At 53.7% G+C, this 25295-nt stretch carries 22 protein-coding genes; 13 read left to right on the top strand and 9 right to left on the bottom strand.

The annotated features are described in order from the left end of the window. Positions 1–9 precede the first annotated feature (9 nt). The 5 genes from LQK91_RS14035 to LQK91_RS14015 are packed head-to-tail and all read left to right on the top strand — an operon-like array spanning position 10 to position 7211. Entirely contained in the window at positions 10–702 is a 693-nt protein-coding gene (locus LQK91_RS14035; RefSeq protein ID WP_033742913.1) for a hydrolase, read from the top strand. 60 nt (positions 703–762) lie between these two features. Next, positions 763–987 carry a XapX domain-containing protein gene (locus tag LQK91_RS14030; protein WP_105099721.1) on the top strand — a complete coding sequence of 75 codons (225 nt, stop codon included), beginning with the start codon at positions 763–765 and terminating at the stop codon, positions 985–987. A gap of 2 nt (positions 988–989) precedes the next feature. Continuing rightward, complete coding sequence (locus tag LQK91_RS14025; protein WP_105099722.1) at positions 990–1244, top strand: XapX domain-containing protein; 255 nt, start codon at positions 990–992, stop codon at positions 1242–1244. Positions 1245–1287: 43 nt separating this feature from the next. Continuing rightward, on the top strand, positions 1288–1671 hold the full coding sequence (locus LQK91_RS14020) for a response regulator transcription factor (protein WP_003855179.1): 384 nt from the start codon (positions 1288–1290) through the stop codon (positions 1669–1671). Further along, on the top strand, positions 1671–7211 hold the full coding sequence (locus tag LQK91_RS14015; RefSeq protein ID WP_105099723.1) for a trifunctional serine/threonine-protein kinase/ATP-binding protein/sensor histidine kinase: 5541 nt from the start codon (positions 1671–1673) through the stop codon (positions 7209–7211). The genes LQK91_RS14020 and LQK91_RS14015 overlap by 1 nt, the downstream gene beginning before the upstream one ends. Positions 7212–7239: 28 nt before the next feature. Here LQK91_RS14015 and LQK91_RS14010 read toward each other — a convergent pair whose 3' ends face one another. Further along, positions 7240–7860, bottom strand: coding sequence for a response regulator transcription factor (locus LQK91_RS14010; protein WP_003855175.1), 621 nt, complete (start codon positions 7858–7860; stop codon positions 7240–7242). An 833-nt stretch (positions 7861–8693) separates the two neighbouring features. Here LQK91_RS14010 and fdhF point away from each other — a divergent pair. Further along, the gene (gene fdhF, locus LQK91_RS14005; protein WP_039661418.1) at positions 8694–11666 is read left to right on the top strand and encodes a formate dehydrogenase subunit alpha; all 2973 of its coding nucleotides are present in this window, start codon (positions 8694–8696) and stop codon (positions 11664–11666) included. Continuing rightward, positions 11666–12151 carry a DUF1641 domain-containing protein gene (locus tag LQK91_RS14000; RefSeq protein WP_003855172.1) on the top strand — a complete coding sequence of 162 codons (486 nt, stop codon included), beginning with the start codon at positions 11666–11668 and terminating at the stop codon, positions 12149–12151. Before fdhF ends, LQK91_RS14000 begins: the two co-directional genes overlap by 1 nt. Positions 12152–12167: 16 nt before the next feature. Here LQK91_RS14000 and LQK91_RS13995 read toward each other — a convergent pair whose 3' ends face one another. Further along, positions 12168–12578: a GFA family protein gene (locus LQK91_RS13995; RefSeq protein ID WP_039661420.1), complete on the bottom strand. Its 411-nt coding sequence runs from the start codon at positions 12576–12578 to the stop codon at positions 12168–12170. Between the two features lie 201 nt (positions 12579–12779). Between LQK91_RS13995 and uilS the strand changes: the two genes are divergently transcribed. After that, positions 12780–13640 (top strand): UilS family quorum-quenching N-acyl-homoserine lactonase, encoded by an 861-nt coding sequence (gene uilS, locus LQK91_RS13990; protein ID WP_105099724.1) that lies wholly within the window; start codon positions 12780–12782, stop codon positions 13638–13640. Between the two features lie 177 nt (positions 13641–13817). Here uilS and LQK91_RS13985 read toward each other — a convergent pair whose 3' ends face one another. The 5 genes from LQK91_RS13985 to LQK91_RS13965 all read right to left on the bottom strand — a co-directional run bounded on the left by LQK91_RS13985 (position 13818) and on the right by LQK91_RS13965 (position 17114). Further along, positions 13818–13943, bottom strand: coding sequence for a DeoR family transcriptional regulator (locus LQK91_RS13985; RefSeq protein WP_223296432.1), 126 nt, complete (start codon positions 13941–13943; stop codon positions 13818–13820). 87 nt (positions 13944–14030) lie between these two features. Continuing rightward, positions 14031–14672, bottom strand: a complete 642-nt coding sequence (locus tag LQK91_RS13980) for a DUF1109 domain-containing protein (RefSeq protein WP_003855164.1) — start codon at positions 14670–14672, stop codon at positions 14031–14033. Next, entirely contained in the window at positions 14659–15213 is a 555-nt protein-coding gene (locus tag LQK91_RS13975; protein ID WP_008924684.1) for a sigma-70 family RNA polymerase sigma factor, read from the bottom strand. Before LQK91_RS13975 ends, LQK91_RS13980 begins: the two co-directional genes overlap by 14 nt. A gap of 71 nt (positions 15214–15284) precedes the next feature. Next, positions 15285–16526 carry a protein-disulfide reductase DsbD family protein gene (locus LQK91_RS13970; RefSeq protein ID WP_008924683.1) on the bottom strand — a complete coding sequence of 414 codons (1242 nt, stop codon included), beginning with the start codon at positions 16524–16526 and terminating at the stop codon, positions 15285–15287. 24 nt (positions 16527–16550) lie between these two features. Beyond that, positions 16551–17114 carry a peroxiredoxin gene (locus LQK91_RS13965; protein ID WP_003855159.1) on the bottom strand — a complete coding sequence of 188 codons (564 nt, stop codon included), beginning with the start codon at positions 17112–17114 and terminating at the stop codon, positions 16551–16553. A gap of 360 nt (positions 17115–17474) precedes the next feature. Here LQK91_RS13965 and LQK91_RS13960 point away from each other — a divergent pair, with 360 nt between their 5' ends. Continuing rightward, positions 17475–18683: an aldose 1-epimerase family protein gene (locus tag LQK91_RS13960; RefSeq protein WP_039661422.1), complete on the top strand. Its 1209-nt coding sequence runs from the start codon at positions 17475–17477 to the stop codon at positions 18681–18683. 251 nt (positions 18684–18934) lie between these two features. Continuing rightward, complete coding sequence (locus tag LQK91_RS13955; protein ID WP_105099725.1) at positions 18935–20029, top strand: alpha/beta hydrolase family protein; 1095 nt, start codon at positions 18935–18937, stop codon at positions 20027–20029. Here the strand turns inward: LQK91_RS13955 and LQK91_RS13950 are convergent. Then, entirely contained in the window at positions 19935–21008 is a 1074-nt protein-coding gene (locus LQK91_RS13950) for a helix-turn-helix domain-containing protein (protein WP_080601082.1), read from the bottom strand. The genes LQK91_RS13955 and LQK91_RS13950 overlap by 95 nt on opposite strands. Before the next feature lie 604 nt (positions 21009–21612). Between LQK91_RS13950 and LQK91_RS13945 the strand changes: the two genes are divergently transcribed. Then, positions 21613–22383: an ABC transporter substrate-binding protein gene (locus tag LQK91_RS13945; RefSeq protein WP_003855153.1), complete on the top strand. Its 771-nt coding sequence runs from the start codon at positions 21613–21615 to the stop codon at positions 22381–22383. A gap of 36 nt (positions 22384–22419) precedes the next feature. Further along, positions 22420–23505 carry a DUF2817 domain-containing protein gene (locus LQK91_RS13940; protein WP_105099726.1) on the top strand — a complete coding sequence of 362 codons (1086 nt, stop codon included), beginning with the start codon at positions 22420–22422 and terminating at the stop codon, positions 23503–23505. On the opposite strand, the gene LQK91_RS13935 is transcribed toward LQK91_RS13940, so the two are convergent. Continuing rightward, on the bottom strand, positions 23490–24263 hold the full coding sequence (locus LQK91_RS13935; RefSeq protein ID WP_105099727.1) for a HalD/BesD family halogenase: 774 nt from the start codon (positions 24261–24263) through the stop codon (positions 23490–23492). The two genes, LQK91_RS13940 and LQK91_RS13935, sit on opposite strands and share 16 nt — an antisense overlap. Positions 24264–24362: 99 nt before the next feature. Here LQK91_RS13935 and LQK91_RS13930 point away from each other — a divergent pair, with 99 nt between their 5' ends. Next, positions 24363–25268: a LysR substrate-binding domain-containing protein gene (locus tag LQK91_RS13930; RefSeq protein ID WP_105099728.1), complete on the top strand. Its 906-nt coding sequence runs from the start codon at positions 24363–24365 to the stop codon at positions 25266–25268. Positions 25269–25295 lie beyond the last annotated feature (27 nt).

Below are 25295 nucleotides of genomic sequence, written 5' to 3'. Positions count from 1 at the left end.
GGTGAACGCATGTCCAACGCTAAGCTTGAAGTCCTCACGCCACATAACAGCCAGATCATCTTCATTGACCAGCAGCCGCAGATGGCCTTTGGGGTGCAATCCATCGATCGCCAGGTGCTGAAAAACAACACCGTTGCGCTGGCGAAGGCGGCGAAAGTCTTCAGTATCCCCACCATCATCACCACGGTAGAAACCGAAAGCTTCTCGGGTCACACCTATCCGGAGTTACTGGATGTGTTTCCAGGGCTGGATATTCTGGAACGCAGCTCAATGAACTCCTGGGATGATCAGAAAGTGCGTGATGCGCTGGCCGCCAACGGGAAGAAAAAAGTCGTGGTTTCTGGCCTCTGGACCGAAGTGTGCAACAACAGTTTTGCGCTCTGCGCGATGCTGGAAGGCGGCTACGAAATCTACATGGTGGCAGACGCGTCTGGCGGCACGACTAAAGAGGCACACGACTACGCGATGCAGCGCATGATTCAGGCGGGTGTGGTGCCGGTAACCTGGCAGCAGGTGATGCTGGAATGGCAGCGTGACTGGGCCAATCGTGACACTTATGATGCGGTGATGAACATCGCCAAAGAACATTCAGGTGCTTACGGCATTGGTGTCGATTACGCCTACACCATGGTGCATAAAGCACCATCACGTCAGAAAAGTGAACACCGTACCCTGGCGCCGGTTCACGCACCGATACGCTAAGGCATCCAGCTGATCGGCGGAAAATCGCCGATCAGCTGAGTGGCATAAAAGGAGCTGGTCATGAATCCTCTACTTGTTTCCCTGGCTGCCGGGGTGCTTATTGGCCTGCTATATGGCCTGCTAAAGGTGCGGTCACCGGCACCGCCCGCGATTGCGCTGCTGGGTCTGCTGGGGATGCTGTTGGGTGGGGCGCTGGTGCATGCGGTATCTCCCGCACAAAAGCCTGCAATTGCCTTGCTTCAGCCTGATGTTCATCCCGTTTCATCCTTATCGCGGATAAGCTGAACATGTTGAAATCCTGCGTTATTTCTCTCGCGGTGGGCCTGCTCGCCGGGGTAATCTATGCCCTGATCAACGTCAACTCTCCGGCGCCGCCCGTCATTGCTTTGGCAGGGCTGTTTGGCATGCTGGTGGGTGAACAGTTAATACCGCTGGGTAAACGTCTGTTCAGGCGACAGCCGGTGACGCTGAAGTGGTTCCGCCATGAATGCATGCCAAAAATCAGTGGGACACCGCCACCCGAGGGTGATAACACGCCTTAAGTCCTCGCATGCCACGCGGTGAGGCGTTCCAGAGGATACCTGCATGACGTTTCCCCAGCGTATTGTCATCGTCGATGATGAACGCGCGGTCCGCAGTGGACTGAGCAATCTGTTGCATTCGGACGGCTACGTAACCCGATCATTTGAATCCGGTGAGGCATTACTGGCCGATGACGATGCGCTGGTAGAGGCGGGTATGCTTATTATTGATGTTGGCCTTAAGGGCATGTCCGGGTTTGAGCTTTTTACCCTTCTCAAGGCGCGGGCTGATCTGCCGCCGGTAATTTTTATCTCGGCAGATGTGGAAGAAACCACGCTGTGGTATGCCATTGGGCTCGGGGCCATGACTTTTTTGCGAAAGCCCATTGATGTTGATACGCTGCTGACACTGATCCGATGCGAGTTATCTCAGGGAGATGTGCGCTGATGAGCCTTCTTTCAGTTACTTCCCTGGAGAGTGATGACGCAGGGATCGCGATTGAAAATTTTGACATCCTGATGCCGCTGGCACAGGAGGGATGTCTTCTCTGGATGCTGGCGCGCCGCCAGTCGGGTGAGTCACTGATCATCGCCACGGGTAAAAGTGACGACGTCACTTTTCAGGCCACCCAGCGGCTCAAAAATGAGCGTGCTCTGGCTGCGTATCTGTCTCCACGCTGGGCCATCACCGCCACCGGCACGACCCGTTATCTTGATCGTTATGCGCTGATTTATCCCACCTTCCCATTTCGCACCCTGGCTAACAATCTTGCTACGCCTCCCGAAAAAATCGCCGATTTCCTGCAGGTGGCATTGCAGCTTTGCTACACGCTGGGTCAGGCACATCATCAGGGCATCGTGCATGGGGATATCAAGCCAGGCCATTTTTTTATTACTGACGATGGACGGTTCCGGCTGGGCGGGTTTGGACTCGCCTCCCTGGCGGCGCAGTCGGCTGAGAAAAACAGCCTGCGTGCCTCAGGCGGCACGCTGGCCTATATGTCCCCTGAGCACACCGGTCGCACGCCACATCCGGTCAGTAGCCTCAGCGATCTCTACAGTCTGGGCGTGGTGTTATATGAGTATCTGACCGGCAAGCTACCCTTTGGCTCACCTGACGCAGGTGAAGCAGAGTGGATTCATCATCACATCGCCAGCGCGCCCCGGCCAGCTGAACAGGTCAGAGACGATGTGCCGCCGATGCTCTCGGTGATTCTGCTGCGCCTGCTGGCAAAGTCACCCGCTGACGGTTATCAGAGCGTGCAGGGGCTGATGGCCGACCTTCGCCGCTGTCAGGCCACATTGACAGGTGAAAACACCATTGCGCCGTTTACGCCCGGACTGCAGGAGCGTTTTAACACCAGTTTCCGGCCTGAGACTCTGTTCAGTCAGCATTCGCAGGCTCGCGTATTGCTGACGACGCTGGATACGGTCATCCGCACTGGAACACAGAGCCTGGTGATGCTCAACGGTGTGCCTGGTTCGGGTAAGTCCGCGATTATCGCGAGCGCCCTGAAAACCCTGCAGCACCGACAGATTTTACTGGCCGCCAGCAAGGCCGATCAACATTCGCCGACCGCACCCTTTGCCGCTGTGGCCTCCGCGTTTCGCACGGTCACGCTTTATCTGCTGGGGTTGTCAGCGCCAGAGGTCAGAAAATGGCGGGGCCGGTTGCTGCGTCTGCTGGGCGGCTATGTCGATTTAGCCATTGAGCTGGTGCCTGAATTAAAACAGCTGCTCAATATTGGGAATTTACAGCCAGTGGTGCGCCATGCACTGGACGCCCGCGAGCAGTTCACGCAGATGGCCTCTGCGCTTGTTCAGGCTTTCGCCACGCCGGGCCGTCCGCTGGTTATGCTGATTGATGACGTACATTGGGCAGACCCTGCCACGCTGCAACTGCTGGAAAACCTGATAACCCGAAATGAGCATTCGCCCTTTATGCTGGTGCTCGCCTTTCGGGAGGGTGAATCAATGCCCTGTCCGATGATTGCCGGATTTCTGCTGCGCATCAGGGCCGCCGCACCGCGGGTAGTGGCGCTGACGCCGCAGCCGTTGAGTGTGAAACGCATCGGCCGCTGGCTGGCGCAAATGCTGCATACCCGTCCTGGCGGTAATCGCGAGCTGGCGCAGATCCTTTTCGAGAAAACCGGCGGCAATCCCCTTTCGATGCAGGAGTTCTTCCGGCAGGCGGTAGAGGATGGGGTGATTAACTTTCGTCAAAATCCGCCGAAATGGCATTACGACAGTCAGGCGCTCATGGCGCGTCGTTACACCGACAATGTGGCCACGCTGGTGTTAAGCCAGCTGGCACGGATGCCAGAGACCACGCGGCAGCTCATGGGTTCGCTGGCCTGTTTGGGGGCCAGTGGCGAGCTCTCGCTGTTAGGTCAGCTGAGTGCGATGCCTGTGACGCTGATTCAGCAGCAACTTGAACCGGCTGTCAGCGGTCGTTTTGTCACCCTGACCGGTGGGCACTACGCGTTTACGCACGATCGCGTGCACAACGCGGCGTTATTATTGCCCGACCTGCGGCAGCAACAGCATCTTCACCAGCAGGCAGCGCTCTGGCTATCCGCAGCGGTCGCAAGCGGGGATAACAGTGAGACGCTGTTCCGCGCGGTTTATCACATTGGGATGATTGCTGAGCTGCCACTGACTGTGACAGATCGTGAACGTTATTATCCTCTTTGTCTGCGAGCCGCGCAGGCGTCGAAACGCGCCGGAGATTACCTCTCAGCGCTGCGCTATCTGCGCACCGCCCAGCGACTCAGCCTGCGAATGGTGACCGGTAATGACTTTATGCTGGGCTTTGATGAAGCGGAGTGCGAGTTTCTTAACGGTAATCTCACGTCAGCGCAAACGCTCTGTACCCGGCTGCTACGTGAGCCAGGCACGCTCAGTGAAAAATCAAAGGCAGCCTGTCTTTCTGCTGAAATCCATATGCGCCAGTCTGACAACCATCTGGCGCTGGAAACCGCGCTTGCCTGGCTGGCAGTGTTTGGTGTGCATCTCAAAAGGGATCCGGATGACGTGGAGATCGACGCCGCCTGCCTGGCGATTCGGGCGCGAATCGGCGATTCACCGCAGGATACGTTGAACCGGCTGCCGCTTAACAGCGATCCTGATGTTGAGTCGGTGCTAAACCTGATGGCCAGCACCATATTTGTCTCCGCCTATGACTGCCCAAAGCTCCATTTAATCCTGGTCTGTCAGATGCTGCAGATGACGCTGGACCACGGCATAACCGGTGCCTCTGCGTTTGGTCTGGCCTGGTTCAGCGTGCTGACAGGAGAACGGTATCAGACCTGGCATTTTAGTTATGCCTGCGGTCGGGTGGCCCGCGAGCTGGTGGAGCGGTATGACTTTACCCGTTATAAAGCCCGTACTCTGCTGCCGCTGGATCAGGTGGGGATCTGGACACAGCCGCTGGACGTCGCCATTGAATGTGCCCGTGAAAGTTTTCGCGTCGCGGTGAAGTATGGCGATCGCTCTTTTGCCTGTCTTTCGTTGCGTCATCAAATCATGAACACGCTGACACGCGGCGATCACCTGGAGTCCGTGATGACCTCACTTGAGCGCGGACTCGCCTTTACGCGTAAAACGGGTTATCCCGACGTTGAGAACGTGCTGCTGATGCAAAAGCAGCTGGTGATGCAACTGCGTAACAGCAGTGGGTTCAGAGCAGGCGAGCGCGACCAGGCTTTGCCGCTGGTGGCCGGCAGTGAGCCAGGTCCGATCTCCGGCCATAAGGCGATGGTGCAGTTCTGGGCGGGCCTGTATCGCGGAATGGCCCATTACTATGCCGGTGAATATCGTGATGCGCTGCGCTGTCTGGAAGAAATCCAGCTATTGATCAGTGCGGTGCCTGCTTATATCTATATGATGGATATGCATTTTTATACTGCACTCTCCCTGAGTCAGCTGTCTGAAATCACTGATAGCAGCGCGCTGCGCATTCATCTCGACAAGTTTGCTGGCTGGACGGAGCTTAACCCCGGTTTGTTTGCAGACAAATATGCCTTGCTGAGGGCAGAGTGCGCCCGGCTTGAGGGCGACACGGGTGAGGCGCTGAAGCAGTATGAAAATGCAATCCGTCTTTCCCGGCAGTCTGGATATCTGCACATCCATGCGCTGGCCAATCAGCTGGCGGGTCGCTACTGCAAAGCCTTGCAACTCGATACCGCGGCAGATGCCTACATCAAAGTAGCAATAACAGGCTGGGACAACTGGGGAGCGCAGGCGATGGTGCGCCAGATGGAGCAGCACTATCCGCACCTGGCCGCACCGGTGCAAAACAGTGCGCTGGCGACGATTCCGTTTACGCAGGATGCCGCTTTCTACGATCTGGAAAGCGTGCTGACCGCCGTGCGCGCCCTGACGGAAGAGATCAATCTTGATCGGTTGATTCACACCCTGATGCGGATGCTGCTGGAGCGGGCAGGTGCCCAGCGCTGTCGCCTCATCCGGATTCTGGATGGCAACCTGCCAGAGACACAGGCCTGGGCAGAAAGCACGGCTGATGGCGTGCGGGTTCAGATTGTCAAAGAGCGGCCTGACGCAAATGACCTGCCGCTATCGGTGCTGTCAGCAGTGATCCGCACGGGTCAGGAGATTCGCACCAGTAAACCGGAGGTATTCAGTCCGTTCAGTCAGGACCCCTATCTGGTGGCTTCAGGCGCGGCGGTGCTTTGTGTGCCGATGTTCAGGCAGGCCAACATGGTCGGGGTGCTCTATCTGGAAAATCGCCTGATGCCCGATGCGTTCACCGCTGAGCATTCCCACATTGTTAAAACCCTGAGCGCGCAGGCGGCTGTTTCCCTGGAGACGGCGCGACTCTATGCGGAACTGCTGGAGGAGAACAACCATCGGCGTCGGGTTGAGAAACAGCTGCGTGCCAGCAAGACTTCGCTGATGCTGGGCGAGAAAATCAGTCATACCGGCACCTGGCGCTGGGAAGTAGCCGAGGACATGATGATAGTCTCTGAAGAATATGCCCGGATACTGGGACTGCCAGCCGAACAACATGGACTGTCGATGGCAGACTTCCTGACCCGCGTTCATCCTGATGATTATGAATCTATCAGCGAACTGGTGACGCACAGCGTCAGTCAGGGACGCAGCATGCAGGCAGAGTTTCGGGTAATCAGGTCAGACGGTGAATGTCGCTATATCAAAGGTATTGGGGAGCCGGTAAACAATTTCCCTGAGGTGAAAGAGTACTTTGGCACCATTTCAGATATCACCTCGCAGCGTATGGCGGAAGACAGTGCGCGCATGGCGCAGGCGGACCTGGCGCGTGTTACGCGCGCCACGACTGTCGGGCAATTGACAGCCTCCATCGCTCACGAAATCAGCCAGCCGCTGATGTCTATCGTGGCCAATGCGGGTGCCAGCCTGCGCTGGTTGAAGCGTGAGCCGCTGATGCTGGAAAACGCCAGCAGCGGTTTAGATGAGATTATTAAAGAGGGCAAACGTGCCGGGGAGATTATTCGCGGCCTGCAGGCGCTGACCCGTAATCATGAATCGTGCTTTGCTTTGGAAAACCTCCATCTGATCGCCCGTGACATTCTGGCGCTTTCCCGTGTAGAGCTGGAACGGCGGGGTGTCTCGCTGGAACTTAAATTCAGGGCTGCTAAAGCAGAGATTTTCTGCGACCGCGTTCAGATCCAGCAGGTGCTGCTGAATCTGGTGATCAATGCGATCGATGCTATGTCCGACGATCTGCCGCGCGCGGCGCTATTGCGCCTGACGTCAGAGAATCCCACCCCAGATACGCTGCGGTTTGAGGTGCTGGATAGCGGCTGCGGATTAAGTGATGACGTGCGGGAACGGCTTTTTGAGTCATTCTATACCACCAAAAAAAGCGGTATGGGCATGGGATTAACGATCAGCAAAGGGATCATCAAAAAGCATTCTGGTGAGTTAGGCGCAGAAAACCGGCCGGAAGGTGGCAGCCGTTTCTGGTTTACTCTGCCATTGGGTTGAGCGAGAGGAACAGGTCGACTGCCGGGTTTCAGCGGCGTCGGCTATGTTCAATATTGAGCCGCTCTGCCGCCCGCACCAGATCGGTGAGCGAACGCGCATTCATTTTTTCCATTACCCGTCGCTTGTGGACTTTAGCCGTAATTTCACTGACGCCCATCTCTGCAGCAATCTGTTTATTCAACAGACCGCTAATCGCCAGCAGCATCACCTCGGATTCACGCGGCGTCAGGGTCTGATGCCGCTGCACAATTTCCCGCCGTTCCTGAGAAGAGGCCAGATTCTGCTCTGCAATCTCTAAGGCTTCCGCGACCGCCTGCAAAATACGCTCAGGTTCGACGGGCTTAGTCAGGAACTCATAAGCGCCAGTTTTCATCGCCCGCACGGTGACCGGAATGGTCCCGAAGCCGGTCAGGAAAATCGTGGGAATAGCATAGCCACGATCGATCAACGCCTGCGCGACATCAAACCCATCTGCGCCAGGCAGATTAATATCCAGAATCAGGCAACAGGGAAGGGGCGTTAACGCGTGAGACAGGAAATCATCAGCTGAAGAGAAAGAGATAACCGTGTAATCGTCGGCGATGAGGAGATTAGTGAGTGCAGAAGTCACCGCGGCGTCGTCATCAACGATATATACGATGGAATTCATAAAGACCTCATTTCAGCCAGCGTTTTAATGGTCACGGAATTAAGCATGACGCGCAAAGAGACCCGGATAAAAGGGCATCGGGCGGGGTTAAGAGGATATTACCATAACGAAAATCATTATCATCTTATAATTAACAGCTTGTTAAAATTCGGATAACTCACTGATTGAAATGGCTAAAATATACACTAATTACCGTGGCGTGGCTCAGGGCTTTCCGGGTAGAGAACCCATACGTTTTTATTAAAACGCCATATCATTGCAATGTATTCATGATCGGATAATGGCCAGAAGAACTGTGCAGGTCAGGTGCGTAATTAATCCCTAAGGTGATCAAACGGGTTAAACCTTTTCAGCATGCCTTAATACCCAGGTTTAGTGGAACGGCACTGAGTGGATTCAGATATTAACTGGTACAAATTCCAGAGGGATTCGATAGTGGATTAACCGACAGGTTTAATGAGAGAGAACCAGGTTAATGCTGATGTTTGTACAGGGTCAGAAAGGAATATCAAACTGCTCACCATATAGTTACAACATACAAATCATTTCATAGTTAAGCTTATCATCAGCCATCGGGTGCTTATCGCTTAGTAATGCAAAAATGCCGATAACGGTGATTCCTGCCGTCCTGCCGTAAGGGAAAACATGACGTGGTTCACGTGGTAAGAAGTCATTACATTTAAAAAACCCTTAACAGTCAGTAAGTAACCCTGATAAGCGTAGCGGTATTCATGGCGCGGCTGCTAATCCTCACTAAGCTTGTGAAGCAACCCTCTAAATTCAGGGATATTTTTCCAGCAGGACGCTATCCGCAATGACGCCATGAGGCTTATATGAGTGAAAATTACTGCACCATTCTCTTTAATGGTGAACGGTTAAAAGGGTTAGCTAATCAACCGCTAATCGACTTTCTGGATGCTCACGGGAAAAAACTACCTCATGTCTGTTACCACCCGGCGTTGCCGCCGCTGCAAAGCTGTGATGTCTGTTGGGTGGATGCCAATGGCGAGCGGGTTCGCGGCTGCACGCTTCGCACTGAAGAGGGGCTCTCGGTACAGAGTGAAGGTACTGCGCTGAGGGCCGCGCAACAGGAGGGAATGGATAGACTGCTCAACCGTCACGAGCTTTACTGCACCGTCTGTGAACACAACACCGGTGACTGCACGCTGCATAATACCGTGGCTGATATGCACATTCCGATTCAGTACTATCCTCATCAGCCCAAACCCTACGCCAAAGATCACTCTAACCCGTTTTATACCTACGATCCTGACCAGTGCATTTTATGCGGTCGCTGCGTCGAGGCGTGCCAGAATGTGGAGGTCAATGAGACACTCTCTATTGACTACACCCAGGCACATCCCCGCGTGCTCTGGGATGGCGGCACAGAAATCGCCGGTTCCAGCTGCGTCAGCTGTGGACACTGCGTCACAGTGTGTCCGTGTAATGCATTACTGGAAAAGACCATGCAGCCTGATGCGGGTCCGTTCACTGCAATGGATGAGGGGTTGAAGCGCCCGCTGATTGATTTTGTCAAAACGATGGAAAACAGTATTGGCATGGGGCCGATTACTGGCGTCTCCAACATCGATGTAGCGCTGAGGCAGTCGGAGATTAAACGCACTAAAACGGTCTGCACCTATTGCGGCGTGGGCTGCAGCTTTGAGATCTGGACCCGCGATCGTCACATCCTGAAAATTCAGCCGGTGGCGGACGCGCCCGCTAATGGCATCTCTACTTGTGTTAAGGGTAAGTTCGGCTGGGATTTTGTTAATAGCCCGGCGCGTCTGACGACGCCCTTGATCCGCGAAAATGGCCGGTTCCGGCCCGCCAGCTGGGATGAGGCGTTGCAGCGGGTAGCTGAAGGATTGCAGGGCATCGCGCAGAATTATGGTGGCGATGCGATTGGCTTTATTGGCTCCAGCAAAGCCAGCAACGAAGAAGCCTATCTTACTCAGAAAATCGCCCGCTTAATCTTCGGCACTAACAATGTCGACAACTCCTCGCGCTATTGTCAGAACCCGGCGACAGAAGGGCTGTTTCGCACCGTGGGCTACGGCGGTGATGCGGGAACGATAAAGGATCTGCAGGAGAGCGAACTGATTGTGCTGGTCGGCAGTAATCTGGCCGAGAACCATCCGGTGATTGCGTCCCACATCAAACAGAGCCACAAACATCGCGGTCAGAAACTGCTGGTTGTCGATCCGCGTCGTCATGAAATGGCGGAACGGGCGGACTGCTATCTGCGCATCCGACCTGGCACGGACCTGGTCTGGGCCTCGGCGATGGCGAAATATATGTTCGACCACGGTTATGCCGATGATGCGTTTCTGGCACAGCGGGTTAATCAGCTAGAAGAGTATCGCACCTCGCTTGATACCTTTACGCTCGACTATGCCAGCGAGATTTGCGGTCTGAGTGAAGCCGAACTCAAAGAGTCGGCGGAGATGATCGGACACGCGGGTAGCGCCTGCATATTGTGGGCGATGGGGATTACCCAGCACAGCCACGGAGCAGACACCAGTACCGCGCTATCGAATTTGCTGCTGGTCACCGGCAACTATGGTCGGCCTGGCACGGGCGGCTATCCGATGCGCGGTCACAACAATGTGCAGGGCGCCAGTGATTTCGGCTGCCTCAGCAATCGCTATCCGGGCTATGAAAAAGTCACCGACGCGTCGATCCGGGAAAAATGGGCGCGCGCGTGGGGCGTCTCTCCTGATGCGCTTTCCGATAAGGCTGGCGCCGATAACTTCAAAATGGTGCAGCAGGCCGGTGAAGGTAAAATCCGTGCAATGTACATCACCGGGGAAGAGACAGCGTTTGCGGATGCCGACGCCACATCGGTGCATGCCGCCTTCAGCAAGCTGGAATTTATGGTGGTTCAGGACATCTTTATGTCGCGTACCGCCGAATTTGCCGATGTCGTGCTGCCCGGTGCGCCCAGCGTGGAGAAAGAGGGCACCTTTGTGAATACCGAGCGGCGCATTCAGCATTTTACTCCTGCCATGAAGCCACTGGGTGATTGTCGTCCTGACTGGCAGATTTTTACCGATCTCGCGGCGCGTCTTGGACATCCATGGCATTACCCGAATCCCGGCGCGATTATGGCGGAAGTGGCGGGCATTGCAGAGATTTTCGCGGGTGTGAGTTATGAGCAACTCGCCGGCTGGCAGTCGCAACTTTGGCCGGTCAACGCTGAAGGTGAAAGCACACCCCGTCTCTATACAGAACGGTTCAATTTCCCGGATGGTAAAGCGCGCCTCTATCCGCTGAGCTGGCAGCCGCCCGCTGAGCAGGAGGATGCCGAATACAATCTGCTGCTGAACAATGGCCGAATGCTGGAGCATTTCCAGTCAATGAATCAGACCGGGCAGGGTGGCCGCATGATGTCATTGTCGCCTAATGCCTTTGTTGAGATCTCACCGGAACTTGCAGCCTCGCGCGCGCTCATTGAAGGTGAGTGGGTACGGATTACCTCGCGTCGGGGATCGCTGGATGTGCCAGTGGTTATTACAGACCGTGTGGCGGGTAACGTGCTGTTCATGCCAATTCATCATGGTACTGATGGCGTTAATGCACTGACTGGTGAACATCACGATCCTGACGTCAACACGCCCGCTTACAAAGAGATCGCTGTCAACATGACGCGCGTCGATCGACGCCCGCAGCCTAATCCGGTGCCGCTACACAATTTCCGTCATGGTAGCCGAACACCCCTGGATCACCTGCCGATTGAGCAGAAATGGCAGCAGGCAGGCTATCGTGAACCGCCTGAACATGTCGAAAAACCGGAGAAATTTTAATGGCAGAACGGATGAAGTATCAGGTCCCGCCCACACGCACCGAGCCCACTGCCCGGGAGGCAATGGACGAGTTGCTTGAAAATCTCCACCAGCACGGTTTTCTGCGGCTGGCGAACGATCTCGTTAAATCAAATAACGACGTAGGGAAAATTCTGGTCTCAGGTCTCAATCAGCCCGGCACCCAAAATGCGCTGCAAAACCTGTCACTGTTGATGATGACGCTGGGCAGCGTGCCGCCAGAGCGTTTTAATCACTTACTGCTGGCGGTGCGTGATGCTGCAATGGCCGTTAAGCCGGCTCGGGATGAGGCGCGGCAGGAAAAAGCCGCGCCGGGCATCCGTGGCATCATCCGCTTACTTAATGACGAGGATCTGTGGCGTGGACTGCGGCCACTCTTCGCGGCACTCGAGGTTTTCTCTCAGCAGATTGACCGTGAAGAGGAGAAGCCAATCACACGCTATAGCGGCAAGCCCAGCCGGGAGTAGTAAAGGCAGCGGTGGTTCAGGATTGCGTGGGGGTATAGACCAGATGACCGGCTACACCGCCCGCGCCGCCATCTTTAGGGTGGTTGATACCATCAGAGACCGGCACATCCGTGAAATCAAACGGTGAAACGCCCTCAAGACAGGCGACATTAACCCCAAACTGATCGGGCTGTGAGCGGCTCTGATGAAAAGTATAAATGCCGCAGATGGAGCAGAAGTAGTGGCCCACCTCTTTGCTGTTGAAGCGATATTCAGTGAGGTCCGCTTCACCCTTCGTCAGCTCGACGTTGGTAGCAAACACCACAACCGCACCGCGCATCCGGCAAAACGAGCAGTTGCATCGGCGCACCGTGTTAAAGCCATCCTTTAGCGTCACCTTATAGGCAACGGCACCACAGTGGCATTGCGCTGTCATTTCATTCTGCATCATGATCTCCTGTGTAGTGAAACACCCAGCTTTCAGCCTACGCCAAAGCCCGGGTTTTAGCAGCATCGGAGGCGGATTTGTCCGCATTTCAGACAAAAGGTGTCAGCAGTCTGATCTGGATCTAAGTAAAAACGGTGGGGATGTGAAAGGGTGCTAGCTGAATTTTCTGACCTTTAACCTCAGCAAGGAGCATGACTCACGATGGAATTATCTACCCACACTCTTCCGGAAGGCATTGTGCTGACGCTGCGACAGCCCACAGCGACCACTAAATCCCCGGTGATTATTCTGTGTCACGGCTTTTGCGGAATCCGTGAGATTTTACTGCCTGCGTTCGCAGAGGCGTTTACCCAGGCAGGTTTCGCGACACTGACATTTGACTACCGTGGATTTGGTGACAGCGAAGGCGAGCGGGGTCGTCTGGTGCCTGCTATGCAGATCGCTGATATTCTCTCGGTCATCACATGGGCAAAACAGCAACCGGCGCTGGACCCGAGCAGAATAGGTTTATGGGGCACGTCTTTTGGCGGATGTCACATCTTTGGCGCGGCAGCGAATAACCCGGATGTGAAATGTATTGTCAGCCAGCTCGCCTTCGCGGATGGGGAAGAGATTGTCACCGGGCAACTGGACGCGACGGAGAAGGCGGGCTTTATTGCTACGCTGGAGAAGATGGATCAAAAGCGGCAGAACAGCGGCAAAGAGATGTTTGTGGCCATTACTCGCGTGCTGAACGATGAAGAGTCAAAAGCGTTCTTTGAGGAGAACCGGCATAAGCATCCGAAAATGGACATCAAAATCCCGTTTTTAACCGTACGGGAAACGCTGCACTACAAACCCGCGATCAATGCCGCGAAGGTCACCTGTCCGACACTGGTCGTGGTCGCCGGTCAGGATAGCGTGAATCCGCCGGAACAAGGGCGTGCGCTGTTTGATGCGGTAGCCGCAACCAATAAGCAGCTCTTTGTAGCCGAAGAGGCCCGTCACTACGATATTTACAGCGGTCAGCACTTCGCGTCAGTGATTAAGGTGCAGACGTCGTGGTTCGCGGCGCATTTGTAACCTGAAGCAGGCTCGCTTTTGCGTGGTGTTCGCAGACCTCTGTCGCGCGCCGGCAGGAGCGAGTTGATTCCGTGCTGAACATTGCGCAGGTTCACACCCCTCTCTTCAGCCTCAAACACCTCATGCCGTTCTTTATCACGCTTTTATTCCACGACCCGCGTTGCGATTTCATGCCATTTAGCCACGATAAATCGCGCCGTTAAAACCGGTCAGCCCGGCCTCCGGATTCATGGCACAGCCGCTAATAAATGCCTGATCAGACAGAATTCCCGGGATCTGGTCGATCGCGGTTTGTCCGGCCACGCCGTCCGTGATCTTCTGTCTCTGCCCGCCCGGCATAATCCTGACGGAAACCTGATTGAGTTGGTTGCAGAGTAATAAACAAAGTCATTACTTTCCCAACTGAATCCAGCGGCGTCCGGCCAGCACCGTCAGCGCCACAATAGTAATGCCTGCGGCCAGATGCATAGAGAAATCAATAATATGCAGATGAGTGTCATGACACAGCGACAGCAGCATTGATGAGGTAAACGCGCAGCCGCAGCCGCTCAGCGCGAGACTGCGCGCGGGATAAAGTGAACGGGTGCGTTTCAGGGCGATCACCGACATCAACATCATCGGCACGCTGGCCGACAGCATAAACAGATAGCAGTGTATCCCCTCACCAAACCGACCAGCACCTGCTGGCGGGGCTTCAGGTGACATATTGATCAGATTTAGCCCCAGCCACAAAACAGCCAGCAGTAGCGGCCAGCGCGGACTGATCGGTTTCCTGCCTGCAATGCTCAACGTAAAGGCTGCCGCAAGTGTGCTTCCCGCGATGATGAGAGACAGCAGTACGGCAACCAGCGCGAAAAACGCGCCGGGCTGCGACCAGTCAGTAAACCGGCTGTGAAACGCCCAACTGGTCAACGCGCCACAAGGGAGGGCAAGCGCGATCCAGCCCGCGACGCGCCAGGCCACAGGCCAGACGCGCTGCACCGGCTGCGCAGAGGCGCTGAGCTGATCAATTAACTGGTCATGATTTCTCATGCACACCCCGTCCATATTTTCTAAGATTGACCATTGCGCGATGCAACAGGGATTTAACCGCTGAGAGAGACTGATGGGTTTCAGCAGCTGCCTGCGCCAGACTCTGCTCACGCAGATGTACGGATTCGACAATCTCCCGCTGGCGTAGCGGAAGGATATCCAGATAACCGGAGAGGATATCGTTATCAGACTGGAGTTCACTGCTTTCAGCCGGGCGTTTTTGCAGCGCTTCCTCATCCTGTACTTCCTGACGTCGACCATGCTGACGCAACGTATCAATGGTCCGTGCAGAAGCAATTGCTGCGACCCAGGGCAGTATCGGGCGCTGCGGATCGTAGGTGTGGCGAACCCGATGGATCGCCAGCAGCGTCTCCTGAATCACATCTTCGACCAGCACCTCGTCACGGATTTTTTTGCACACTAATGCACGGATGGCCGGAACCATCGCTTTCAGTAACTGGTTATAGGCTGCTCTGTCGCCCGCCTGCGCCCGTGCCATCAGGGCAGGCCACTGCTGTGCGCGTGGATCAGTCTCTGACATTCGTCATCAGCAGTTCAGCACACAGTGACAGTGGCCTGGAAACGTCCCAGGAAATCGCTTAGTCAATCGTCTCAGGTTTTCTTTCCTTTTTCCGTTGCCTGATCGAGCGCTGAAATGACAATGCCCGGCGTCAGGACCTGCGGTAGTACTACCGGTTTTCCGCCGTCAGCCGGGTAGACCACGTAGAGCGGCAATCCGCCGCGTCCGAAATCACTCAGCGCCTGTTCAACATCAGGATTATATTTGGTGGAGTCTGCAACCATGTAAATGGTATTCGTCCGCGCCATTGCGGCCTTGACCGCCTGCGTCGAAAGTGAAGTGCGATCGTTTACCTGGCAGGTAATACACCATGACGCCGTAAAATTCACCAGGATAGGCTTGCCCTGACCTTTAATAGCGTCGACATTCTGCGGCGACCAGGAGACAGTCGCTGCAGCCTGTGAAGCGGTTTCCGTTTCAGCAGGCGCGCTGGCAAAACGGTTCAGGTTCAGCAATGGCACGACGACGAGAGCCAGGAAGAACACAGTTGCAACATGCAGTACAACATGGCGCTGTCCCATCATACGGCGTTTCTGTGCCATGCCATACAGCCAGGCGGCAAAACTAAACAGCAAACAACAGACCAGAATCGCCGCCAGCGCTGCCGAGCCAGCCTGACGTTCCAGAACCCAAATCAGCCAGCCCACCGCGCCCAGCATAGGAAACGCCAGGCCCTGTTTCAGCGTGATCATCCAGGCCCCCGGTTTAGGCAATATGCGCGCCAGCACCGGGAAGAACGATATCAGGGTAAAAGGCGCAGCAAAGCCCAGCGCCAGCGAAATAAAGATAATGAGACTAATCAGCGGAGGCTGGGTGAGGGCATAACCCACCGCGCTGGCCATGAATGGCGCACTGCAGGGCGTCGCGACGATGATGGCCAGTGCACCGGTCAGGGCTGAACCCATTAACCCTGCACGATTGCCGCCCACTTCGCCCACGCGTTGAACCGACAAGCCGACTTCAAACAGACCGAGCAGATTCAGTGCTGAACCGAGCATCACCAGAATTAACGCGGCGATGACCAGCGGCGATTGCAGCTGAAATCCCCACCCAACGGACGCACCACCTGCTCTGGCCAGCAGTAATAGTGCTGCCAGGGCGACCATCGTCAGGACCACGCCCAGCAGAAATGCCAGGCCCTCTGCGCGGGCGTGAGAGGGCGATTCGTGATGGCGGATCAGGCTCAGTGCTTTCAGCGAGATTACCGGAAACACGCAGGGCATGAGGTTCAGAATAATGCCACCCAGAAAGGCAGCTGCAATCGCAGTCAGCATGATATACCTGCTCAGAAGATGAAGTTATGCCGGATTGGCCTGACGATATTTTTTAACAGCATCCATCGCTTTCTGAATATGCGTATCAGGATTTTTGTCGGTGAAGCTCAGCAGAATCTTGCCATCCGGCGCGATCACATAAGAGGTGCGGTCGGACAGTTTCTGACCTTTCATCTCCATGGTGCTTTTGTATTCAGCCGCCACTTTAGCGCCAGGATCGGCTGCCACGGTGAACTTGTCACGGCATTCCAGCTGAGAGAATTTAGCAATCTGATCGGTATTGCCGGCGGTGACACCAATCACGGTCGCCCCCTGTTTTTTAAATTCATCGGACGCTTCGGCAAAATCATGCGCTTCAAGCGTGCAGCCAGCGCTGAACGCCGCCGGGAAGAAGTAGAGTACAACCGGGCCTTTCTTCAGGGCCTGCTGCAAAGAGAAGGTGGTCGATTTACCCGCCAGTGCGGCGTCAAGTTTGAAGTCTGGCGCTTTTTCACCGACCTGTAACGCCGCAAAGGCAGATGTTGCCGGAACACTCAGTGCCAGCAGTGTAGCGACGGCCAGGGTTTTCAGGGTGTTTTTCATTGGCATTTCTCTCTCCATTGACGAACAGACGGGGTTGCCTGACGTCTCTGATAAAAGGTTCGTTCAAAAATGGAAAAAGTTGCGGGGTTTTGAAATTTTTTTACGATTTATTCGATTTGAGTGGTCTGGCTGAAAGGGTCAGGGAAATGCTCTAAAAGCTGAATCGAATACAGCTAAGTCCGGATTTAACATTAAATTGGTCGCGGTTATTCCTTTTTGGCTGCTTATTTATGTGATTTAACCCGCATTTATTCCTCTGGACGCTGCCGATTTACCGGCAGGTGAGCGTCGTCACGTTTCTGGTGAGCCTCAACCAGTAAATTCCGCTTAACGTATGAAAAAACGATTCAGCAAATGAGGTAAATAATGAAAATTAAACTGGCGTTAACGGTAGTAGCGGTTCTGGTTTCAGGTTCTGCAGCCGCAAAAACATGGGTGCTGACGAGTGCTGAACAGGGCACAGATCAGGGAAACTGGCAGATTTCCAGTAGTGAGCTGAAGTTTCAGGGCAAGCCGTTCAGCATCGAGCAAAAAGTTCTGCACGGCGGCAAACAGGAAGGCAGTAAAACGCTGACGATTCGCAGTCAGGATGGCCTGACTATCACGCTCAGTCCCACCCGTGGCATGAACCTGCTGCGCGTCGAAGGCTTTGGTACGCGTATGGGCTGGGATTCACCGGTCAAAGAGGTGGTCAATCCTGCTTACATCAATCTGGAAAGCCGCAACGGCCTGGGCTGGCTGGACGGTTTCAATGAGATGATGGTGCGCTGCGGCTACGAATGGACCGGTCATCCGGTGACTGACCAGGGCCGCATCTATACCCTGCACGGTAAAGCAGGTAACACGCCGGTTTCACAACTGGAAGTTGAAGTGGCAGATGCAGCGCCCCATGAAATCCGTATTCGTGGCCTGATTAAAGAGAGCACCTTCAAGAAAACCGATTTGCAGACGATGACCGAACTGCGTTACGTGCCGGGCAGTAACAGCTTCAGCCTGCATGATGTGTTAACTAATCACGCTGACTATCCGCACGATTACCAGATCATCTATCACAGCAACTTCGGTAAGCCTATTCTTGAAGAGGGTGCACGTTTCCTGGCACCGATGTCCGGCATCAGCCCGTTTAATGATTACGCAAAAGCCGGATTAAAAGACTGGCAGACTTACAAAGGGCCGACCAAAGACTTCGATGAGATGGTATTCAACATCAAACCCCTTTCTGACAGTAATCATCAGACCGTGGCTGCAGTGATAAATAAAGCCGGAAACAGCGGCGCATCCATTCAGTTTGATACCCGCCAGCTTCCAATGCTTACGCTGTGGAAAAATACCGACACCTTAAAACAGGGCTACGTGACCGGTATTGAGCCGGGCACCAGTTATGCTTATCCGGTCACGATTGAGCGCGAACAGAAACGCGTTAAGCAATTGCAGCCCGGTGCCAGCACCTCGTTTGATCTGACCTATACCTTGCTGCATAACAGCCAGCAGGTGAATGACGTTGAGAAACGCATTAAAACTATTCAGGGTGAGACAAAGATTGATGTGAGTGAGACGCCGATAGCGAAAGAGTAATAGCAGAACGCCCCGGCATATTGTGTCGGGGCTTTTTTCAGGAGAGGGTCAATGATTTCTGTAACTTCATAATTACTACTGCTGGAAGATTCTGACCCGCCATGGTGTATTGTCGCCGCCATCAAGTTTGGATGGCTGCATAATTAACCGCCATTTTTGCACTTTTAAAGACCTGGATCGTGTAAAAGGACGCACCGGTGCCTTGCTGCCCGTTATTAATAGGGCTCATTCATCACAGCAGGGCATTCATCATGTTGTTCAGAGCAGCGTTTATCGCATTATCGGTTTTAATCATCTCTTTGCAGGCTCATGCAACGCCAGGCTTCCGCCAGGTGACATTAAAAGGGGATCAGGGAGTGCCCCTGAACGTAGCCGTTTGGTATCCGGCGGCGGTGCAAAAAGGAGTCAGTGAAACGGTTGGAGGGAACGCCGCCTTTGTCGGCACGGACATTATCCGAGATGCTGTACCCGCATCTGGAAAACATCCACTTTTACTCATTTCACATGGGTTTAATGGCAGATGGAGGAATCTCTCCTGGCTTGCTTCAGCAATGGCCGCGCAGGGATATATTGTGGCTGCACCTGATCATCCCGGCACGACGACTTTTAACCACAATCCCGAATATGCCAGAAAACTATGGCGGCGCCCTGGTGAAATTTCACGGGTAATTGATTTCGTCAGTCAATCTTCAGAATTAACTGGCACAGCAGACCCGGCGCGCATAGCTGCAGCAGGTCATTCACTTGGCGGATGGACAGTCATGTCGCTGGCTGGTGCACGTTTTGATCCTTTACGCCTCCTGCATGACTGTCAGCGACACGTACTTCGCGGAGACTGTAAACTGACAACCAGGCTTGGAATAGATGACGCTTCAGCCCGCAACGTTTTTTTATCTGACTGGCAAGATAAAAGAATTAAAGCCGTCGTGTCACTTGATGCGGGGTTAGCACCAGGTTTTACGCCCGTAAGCCTTAGCAAAATTAACATACCCGTACTTATTCTGGCGGCAGGCAACGATATGGTGGGCGAACTTCCAGCGCCTGAGGAATCTGAATATCTTGCTAATCAAATGCGTGTATCATTGCGGAAATACATCCTCATTAAAGGCGCAACACACTTCAGTTTTATGCAGATATGTAAACCCGGGGCAGAGAAAATTATTGATGATGAATCTCCGGGCGATGGCATTGTTTGCCATGACGATAAGGACGCGGACAGAACCGCGCTGCATCAGACGATAACGACTGAAATTACAGTTTTTCTGAATTCTGTACTGAATTATCAAGCGCCTGCTGGCGAAATAAACGCGGGGAAAGTCCTGAAAGCCGCTGAAACTCACGATTAAAATTCGATTTAGTCATAAATCCGGACTCCAGCATGATATGGGTAACGGGTAATGATGTGCTAAGCAGGAGTTCTTTTGCCCGTTCAACCCTGAACCCATTGATCCACTGAGAAACGTTGCATTGTTTGACAGAGTTAACCGCTGCAGAAAAATTGCGGGCGGGTACGCCGGTTTTTCTTGCCAGAAGAGCCAGGGTCAGATTGGGATCAAGATAGAGCTCAGATTCATGGATCTTTTTTTCCAGCACAATATATAACTCAGTCATATCAGCTGCTGGCGCTTTTTCATCGGTGGTATCTTTTTCCTGCCTGATATCTGGCTCAAATTGTTGATGCGAATTTATGAAGTTGTAAATAATCACACCAACAATCGGTAAGAGCAAAAGTTGAGTGATGAGAATTATTAAAGCGGCATGCTTTCCGCCACTGATATCAAAATCAATTGCGATGAGAAGATCTGTCAGTGCCGACAGGCAGAGAAAGCTTCCTGCGAAGAACGTCAGGCTAGCTTGCTGAGGGATCTCTTTCAGGCGATTGAATTTTAGTTTTTGCTCATTCACAAAAGCTTTTTTGAGCAGTCCAACGCCGTAGCTGAAAAAAAGCAGGCTGAGAATGAAGTCAGTCACAGGAGCCCAAACCAATCTGATCGCCAGCGATACGAGGACTGGCACAATCATGACGAATAAGTCATGTTTGCGTTTGTTGTCGTTAAGTGGGACAAAAGTGTGCCATGCAATCGCAGGTAATAGCATGGCCATAACAGACTGCAAATCCCTCAGAAAGTGAGAATCGTATTCCCAGCGAATGGTATTCAGTGAAACCAAGATGATGCAGGCCGAAAGGAAACGCAGTGCGCCGTTATTGCATGGTTTGCCAGAAAAGACTGTTGCCATCAGCAAAAATAAAGCAAGCAGGGTAATGACAGGAAAAGGCACTGAGAGCATAGGTACAGAACCAGAGCTGTAAATTTCCTGAATCATTACATAATCGACCACAAGTTGTCTTGTCTGGCCTTGGATGTTAAGTAAGGTCCTGACTAAGAAGAAACCGGCCTTAGTCAGTTTTGAACGTCATTGAGCTATTCAGGTATGGAAGGGTAACAGGAGTCACGCTGGCATCTGTAATTTAACATAAGATAGATTGTGCGCATCAATGGTATAGAGGCAAAGCTGACCTGGCCATCCTGGCCATCCTGGGCAACCTGCTGATAACCCCCGAACATGAGCTCTGAATGCCCTCTGAAAAAGATTCGTTTTTAAATCCTACTTTCTGCGTAATCTATCTGCTTTGGTAAATCCGCTGCTGCCTGACAAAACAAACCTCTTCTAAAACCAGAATTCTGAATCAGAGCTTTGATTTTTGCTGTCGCCTGACCTGAGCAGGCCCAGACCCTCATCCCGATTTATATCTGAAATTACCATCAGCATTAAGCAAAATTTAACGCCGCACAAAGATTCGCTAACTCACTTAATATTATAAGATTTTACTCTGGATGAATGCTGCTTATCTCTGGTGGGAAATGAACCTGCATGTTATTTGATTAAGGTGTCGTGCTTAAATTCATCAGCCTTCGGAAAATAAAACATGAAAAAGAGCTTATCTCTCGCATTACTGTTTTCGCTTACCGCATTCACCCAGGGTGCATGGGCACAGCAAACGCTGCGCTTTGGTGTGGACCCTACATTCCCGCCGTTTGAATCTAAAGCGGCTGATGGGTCATTACAGGGTTTTGATATCGATATTGGTAATGCCATCTGTGCTCAGGCAAAGGTGAAGTGCCAATGGGTGCAAATGGGTTTTGATAGCAGCATCCCTGCTCTTCAGGCGAAGAAATTTGATGCCATCCTGTCGGCGATGTCGATGACCGATAAGCGCCGTCAGCAGGTGGCGTTTAGCGACATGTTGTATAACACGCCAAGTGCCCTGCTGGCGCCGGCTGACAGCAAGCTGACGACCGACGTTGCTTCTCTGCGCGGTAAGACCATCGGTGTGGCTCAGGGCACCATCCAGGAAACGTACGCCAAAACTAAATGGGAGTCACAAGGCGTCAAAATCGTCTCGTATCCTAATCAGATGGAAGTCTATCCCGATTTGGTCGCCGGACGTCTTGATGGCAGCCTGGCGAATGCGGTCTCCGCTGAACAGGGATTCCTTACCTCACCGGAAGGCAAGACGTACGCCATTAAAGGAACACTGGTGGATAAAGTCATTTTTGGTGATGGCGTAGGTATTGCGTTACGCAAAGGCGATGAAGCGAATCTGAAGATGATCAACACGGCACTGGCCGAGCTTCATAAAAACGGAACTTATGATCAGCTCACTAAAAAGTACTTTAAATTCAAGGTTTATCCCTGATTACTGTTGTGTGACGAATTCGGGAAGGTAGAGACTATGGCATTGCCCGACTACCGCGTTCAGCGTGAACGCTTTCTGGCCGCAGTGGAGCGCAAAGGTGCTGCGATAACCTCATATCGGCATCCTCTTCCGGGTCCGCAGGGCGAAGCGCTATATACGGATGTGGCACGACTGGGACCCGCCAGCGCATCGCGTCTGATGCTGGTCGTCTCTGGCACACATGGCGTTGAAGGCTATTATGGTTCGGATTGTCAGATAGCGTGGCTCGATTCGCTGGATAAAATACCTGCTGACACCGCATTGCTGCTTGTTCATCTGCTCAATCCATGGGGTGCGGCGCATTTACGGCGCGTGAACGAAGACAACATCGACCTCAACCGTAACTTTATCAACTTCAGTCAACCGGTTCCTGATAACCCGGAATATGCGCAGTGGCACGGTATTTATCATGGCGACCGTGTCAGCGCAGACCGGCAACTGGCTGAGGCGATGGACAACGTGGGCTGGCAGTCAGTTAAACGCGTGGTGGAAGCGGGACAATATACGTTTGCAGATGGATTTTTCTTCGGCGGGCATCAGCCCGGCTGGTCTCATCTTACGATGAAGGCGATCATCGAACAGCATCTCTCGGTTGCGAAAATCATTGTCAGCTTCGATCTTCATACCGGCGCTGGCGCATGGGGCCATCCGATGCTGCTCTCAATTGCAGAGCAGCGTTATGCTGCTCACGACTGGGGCAAAGTCATTTACGGGGAGTGGCTGACGTTGTTATTCACCGGTGCCGGACGTGACAGCGTAACGGGCGTGACGGCAACGGCGACCGGATATCTGTCGCAATATCTGCTGACGTCGCTGGCGGAGACGCAAATATTGCCGCTGGTCGTGGAGTGTGGAACTTACGAGGGCCAGGATATGCATCAGCGGGTGCGTGAAGATCACTGGTTGCATCTCTATGGCGAACCCGCCAGTGCGGCAGGTCAGGCAGTGAAGCAACAACTGGTAGAGGGATTCTGGCCCGCCGATGAGGACTGGCGTGCGTTAGTGGCGTTTCGTACGCAGCAGATTTTCCAGCGTGGCTGGCGTGCCCTTACAGACACGCCCCGAGGTTATAATTTGCCGTAGAAAGTCATACGCGCAGTTTCGGATAAAGCAATGTCGGGCTGGGTATTGTAGGCCAGTACCGCCAGCATCCGGGTGACCTCGCCTTCAGTTGGGGTCACCCGGTGCAGTGAATTACGGCCACGAAACAGCACCAAATCCCCGGCATCAATCTCCAGCTCATTAACCGGCTGGCGTTCATCCAGAACGGCTTCAACCCCTGCAAAGTTCATCTCACCGGCATCGGCATCCCGCAAATCTTTCACGTATTGAAATATGCCGCCCGCCAGCGGTTTCTGGACCAGCAAGGTGATAGCAAAGGAGGAGTTGTCGAAGTGCCAGCCCAGCTCCTGTCCGTGAGGCGCATAGTGCAGGTTGATCGAGGAAAGCGGGTCAGCGTAGGGATAGAGCGCGTCCTCACCCAGCACATCGCACAGAAAACGCTGGAACAGGTCATCATTATAAAGCTGACGCAACGGCGAATCGGCAGCGATCAGATCATCAGTAATACAGCCTTTGGTGCTGAGCACATCCCGATTACGCGGGTGATTGGCTGAGAAAGCCTCATCAGGCTTCATCAGATACACATTGTGTTTGCTGCGGGTATGATAGGCCAGATGACGTTGCGCATTGCCCTCTTCGATGATCGCCTCTAAAGCCTGTGGTTTTAAAAACTGACGCAGTACCAGCGCGCCAGACTGGTTTAATTGCTCACGACAGCGTTGACGCCAGCCGTGGTCGGCCAGCGGATGAAGATTGAGACGAACAAGGGAACCAGACATAGCAACATTTCTCACGATGGGCAGGTGTAATGTTACTCTACCTGTCGCCTGCCACACTGCGTAACGATAAAAATTTACTGCCCTGATAAGGAAGCGTTAATGCCTGCCCAAATGCCAAGGTTGCCAAAAATCAGCGTCATACAGTCATTCAAGGTGGCCGCCGAGCTGGGAAGCCTGGCAAAAGCCGCCGCCCAGCTGGCCTTAACGCCGGCGGCGGTCAGTCAGCAGATTCGCCAGCTGGAGGAGCAACTCGGCAGCGCCCTGTTTTTACGCACGCAGAGCGGTGTCATGCTGACCGAAACCGGAAAAGAGTATCTGCGCTATGTCACCGAGGCCTTTGATATCCTGCATCTTGGCCAGCAAAATATTCGCCATGCGGCCAGTGCACCAAAACTCACGGTTTACGCATTACCGGCGCTGGCATCCAAATGGCTTTTGCCTCAACTGGCGAGCTGGCGCGATCATTGCCCGAATATTGATCTCTCATTACATGGCACGCATTCTCAGGTCGAATTCACCGCCATGCCCGCTGATTTCGTGATCTGTTTCGGTGAAGATCGTTACCCGCAACTGGATAAGCTGAAACTGTTTCATGATGAGGTGCTGCCGGTGGCAAGTCCGGCGCTGCTGCAACGCTTTGCGCCGGAAACGGTTCTGAGTCAGGCACCGCTGATCCATCTCGACTGGGGAAATGAAGGCCGTTTTCTGCCGGACTGGCCGGGTTGGTTTCAGACCAAAGGCATGGACGAACCGCTGCCGCAGCCCGCCTTTAGTTTTAATCTGACTTCACTGGCGATTGATGCGGCTGTTGCGGGTATGGGATTGCTGCTGGGACAACGACGCCTTATCGCGCCCGAACTGGCGCGTGGCGATTTGGTGGTAGTGGATGATCTTTGCCTGCCACTGAGCAAACCCTATTTCCTCGCCTGGCCACAACGCACGATGAGCCAGCCTGGCAGTGAAGCACTGATCGGCTGGTTAAGCGAACAGGCTGCAGGTCACTGATAGCCGGTGAACGTAAATGCCTGCGCC

Source organism: Pantoea sp. MHSD4 (assembly GCF_021043305.1).
GTDB classification, from domain to species: domain Bacteria; phylum Pseudomonadota; class Gammaproteobacteria; order Enterobacterales; family Enterobacteriaceae; genus Pantoea; species Pantoea eucalypti.
The sequence above is the reverse complement of the archived record's forward strand: the minus strand, read 5'-3'. Positions and strand labels throughout refer to the sequence as shown.

Excerpts from the sequence above, each read along its gene's own strand:
- LQK91_RS14035 (WP_033742913.1), top strand. The coding sequence starts at position 10 with ATGTCCAACGCTAAGCTTGAAGTCCTCACGCCACATAACAGCCAGATC.
- LQK91_RS14030 (WP_105099721.1), top strand. The coding sequence starts at position 763 with ATGAATCCTCTACTTGTTTCCCTGGCTGCCGGGGTGCTTATTGGCCTG.
- LQK91_RS14025 (WP_105099722.1), top strand. The coding sequence starts at position 990 with ATGTTGAAATCCTGCGTTATTTCTCTCGCGGTGGGCCTGCTCGCCGGG.
- LQK91_RS14020 (WP_003855179.1), top strand. The coding sequence starts at position 1,288 with ATGACGTTTCCCCAGCGTATTGTCATCGTCGATGATGAACGCGCGGTC.
- LQK91_RS14015 (WP_105099723.1), top strand. The coding sequence starts at position 1,671 with ATGAGCCTTCTTTCAGTTACTTCCCTGGAGAGTGATGACGCAGGGATC.
- LQK91_RS14010 (WP_003855175.1), bottom strand. The coding sequence starts at position 7,860 with ATGAATTCCATCGTATATATCGTTGATGACGACGCCGCGGTGACTTCT.
- fdhF (WP_039661418.1), top strand. The coding sequence starts at position 8,694 with ATGAGTGAAAATTACTGCACCATTCTCTTTAATGGTGAACGGTTAAAA.
- LQK91_RS14000 (WP_003855172.1), top strand. The coding sequence starts at position 11,666 with ATGGCAGAACGGATGAAGTATCAGGTCCCGCCCACACGCACCGAGCCC.
- LQK91_RS13995 (WP_039661420.1), bottom strand. The coding sequence starts at position 12,578 with ATGCAGAATGAAATGACAGCGCAATGCCACTGTGGTGCCGTTGCCTAT.
- uilS (WP_105099724.1), top strand. The coding sequence starts at position 12,780 with ATGGAATTATCTACCCACACTCTTCCGGAAGGCATTGTGCTGACGCTG.
- LQK91_RS13980 (WP_003855164.1), bottom strand. The coding sequence starts at position 14,672 with ATGAGAAATCATGACCAGTTAATTGATCAGCTCAGCGCCTCTGCGCAG.
- LQK91_RS13975 (WP_008924684.1), bottom strand. The coding sequence starts at position 15,213 with ATGTCAGAGACTGATCCACGCGCACAGCAGTGGCCTGCCCTGATGGCA.
- LQK91_RS13970 (WP_008924683.1), bottom strand. The coding sequence starts at position 16,526 with ATGCTGACTGCGATTGCAGCTGCCTTTCTGGGTGGCATTATTCTGAAC.
- LQK91_RS13965 (WP_003855159.1), bottom strand. The coding sequence starts at position 17,114 with ATGCCAATGAAAAACACCCTGAAAACCCTGGCCGTCGCTACACTGCTG.
- LQK91_RS13960 (WP_039661422.1), top strand. The coding sequence starts at position 17,475 with ATGAAAATTAAACTGGCGTTAACGGTAGTAGCGGTTCTGGTTTCAGGT.
- LQK91_RS13955 (WP_105099725.1), top strand. The coding sequence starts at position 18,935 with ATGTTGTTCAGAGCAGCGTTTATCGCATTATCGGTTTTAATCATCTCT.
- LQK91_RS13950 (WP_080601082.1), bottom strand. The coding sequence starts at position 21,008 with ATGATTCAGGAAATTTACAGCTCTGGTTCTGTACCTATGCTCTCAGTG.
- LQK91_RS13945 (WP_003855153.1), top strand. The coding sequence starts at position 21,613 with ATGAAAAAGAGCTTATCTCTCGCATTACTGTTTTCGCTTACCGCATTC.
- LQK91_RS13940 (WP_105099726.1), top strand. The coding sequence starts at position 22,420 with ATGGCATTGCCCGACTACCGCGTTCAGCGTGAACGCTTTCTGGCCGCA.
- LQK91_RS13935 (WP_105099727.1), bottom strand. The coding sequence starts at position 24,263 with ATGTCTGGTTCCCTTGTTCGTCTCAATCTTCATCCGCTGGCCGACCAC.
- LQK91_RS13930 (WP_105099728.1), top strand. The coding sequence starts at position 24,363 with ATGCCTGCCCAAATGCCAAGGTTGCCAAAAATCAGCGTCATACAGTCA.